Raw genomic sequence first — 2,040 nt, 5'->3', positions numbered from 1 at the left:
CGCCGACCACAGGCGCCCGACCACCGGCCCCCGGCTACCGCGCCCGCAGCGCCGCGCGCTCGTAGACCTGGGCGAAGCCCGCGATCATGTGTCCGCGGGTGAACCGCGCCAGCACCCGCTCGCGCGCGGCGACGCCCATCCGCGCGCGCAGGGCGTGGTTCGTCAGCAGTTCACGACAGGCCGCCACCAGGCCCGGCCGATCGCCCGCGCGCACCAGTCGGCCCGTGACGCCGTCGGCGACCACGTCGGTGACCCCGCCCACCGCGGTGCCCACGACCGGAATGCCCGCGACCATCGCCTCCGCGACCGCGAGCCCGAAGCCCTCGTAGTGCGACGTGGACAGGAACAGGTCGGCCGCGTCGAACGCGTCGGTGAGCCGAGGCAGCGGCGGCACCACCCGCACGTGCCTACCGACCCCCAACTCCTCGATCAGCGCGGGGATCTGCGGGTCCTGACGGCCGACGATCAAGAACACCACGGGCGGTCCCGTGTCGCCGAGCTTACGCACCACGTCGGCGCCGACCCGGACCATCAGCGGGATGTTCTTCTGGGTGGCCCGGCCGACGCCGACCACCACGAGCGTCTCGGCCGAGATGCCCAACTCGGCGCGCAGCGCGCGGCCCGCGTCCGGGTCGGGTATGTGCACCGGAACTCCCAACGGCACCAGCGGAATGCGACCCGGGCGCCACCCCACGATGTCGGCCGTGGCATCGCGCACGTGAGTCGAGTGCGCGAACGGGCGAAAGCCCGCCGCCCGCACCATGGCGACCTCGATCCCGTTGGTCAGCTTCGAGTGCAGGCCGTCCTTGAGTGGCTCGTGCACCTCCAGGACCCGGGGCATCCTGGGAGAGCCGAGAGCGGCCGGCAGGGACAGCCGGGCGGTGCCGCTGTGCGCGTGCAGCACGTCGGGCCGCAACTCGCGCACCAAGCCCGCGATCCGCACCCCCAACCGCACCTCGTCCCGAGGTCTCGTCGGGCCCACGTGATCGAGCGGATGGACCGTCACATGCGGGCCGAGCTCGCCGAGTTCGTCCTCGGCGAGCGCCGGTCGCGCGGTGATCGCGTGGCAGTCGAACCGCGCGGGGTCCAAACCGGCGAGCACCTGCCGGCTGACCTGCGGAATGCCACCGCCCACGCTCAACCGCCAGACCACGTGGACGAGTTTGATCCGATCCCTGCCGTCTTTCACGATTCCCCCCGATGTCCGTTCCGCATCCCGCGCGCCGCGGCCTTCGCGCCGAGCAGCGCCCCGCCCACGCCGCGTCCTACCAGCCACGTCGTGTCGTACCGATCCGTCGCACCGAACCGGTGCTTGAACTCCTCCGCCCCGCGCAGGAAATCGAAGGTGCGCACACCGCGCGCCGCGAGCGCGGTCAACGTCTCGTGGAAGAGCACCGTGCCCAGACTGGCCTTGGCGTACCCGGGGTCCCACCCCAACTGGTAGTAGGCGAACGTGTCCTGCCACAGGAAGCCGTACAGAACGCCGATCGGCGCACCCACCGGATCCCGGGCGACCAACGCGCACGGCCCCCGATCCGGCGCGGCCCGCGCGGCGAGGGCCGCGTGCAGCGGACGCCGCGAGTGGTCGAACGCGCTCGCCCCGCCGATCGCGTCGCGGCGCAGCCGATGCAGCCGCAGCAGGTCGTCGAAGATGTCCGGCGTCATCTCGTCGGGGGCCACCCACGTGAACGTGACGCCCTCGTCCACGAGTTTGCGTGCCTTGCGCCGCACACCCTGCCGATGCCGGGCCGAACCGAGCGCGGCCGGATCCGCCGGCATCACCGGACACGCGGTGCGCTCGATCTCGCGCGCGCCCGGCGGCAGGTACGGATCACCCGTCGCCGGATCGAGGTGCGGCAGCACCATCGTGCGCCCACGCGCCATCGAGGCCAGCCACGCGCGCACGTCCTCGTGTCGGCGCGGATCCACCGCGAACCCGCAGTGGTCGGCGGCCCCGACGCCGCTGCCGAGCACCGTCCAGCACGCGACCCCGCCGGGCACGCGCGGGTGCAGGCGTTCGCGGATGCGCAGCAACGGCAC

Annotated in this window: 2 protein-coding genes; both read right to left on the bottom strand. The window is 73.2% G+C overall.

From position 1 onward, the window contains the following. Positions 1-34 precede the first annotated feature (34 nt). Positions 35-1,189 (bottom strand): glycosyltransferase family 4 protein, encoded by a 1,155-nt coding sequence (locus tag GT354_RS05960; RefSeq protein ID WP_161355125.1) that lies wholly within the window; start codon positions 1,187-1,189, stop codon positions 35-37. Then, positions 1,186-2,040 (bottom strand): GNAT family N-acetyltransferase (locus tag GT354_RS05955; protein ID WP_161355124.1); only part of this gene is annotated, 855 nt, incomplete at its 5' end. The genes GT354_RS05960 and GT354_RS05955, both read right to left, overlap by 4 nt.

Source organism: Streptomyces sp. SID3343, from assembly GCF_009865215.1.
GTDB lineage: Bacteria > Actinomycetota > Actinomycetes > Streptomycetales > Streptomycetaceae > Embleya.
Note: the sequence above shows the minus strand (reverse complement) of the source record. Positions and strands in the feature narration are given on the sequence as shown.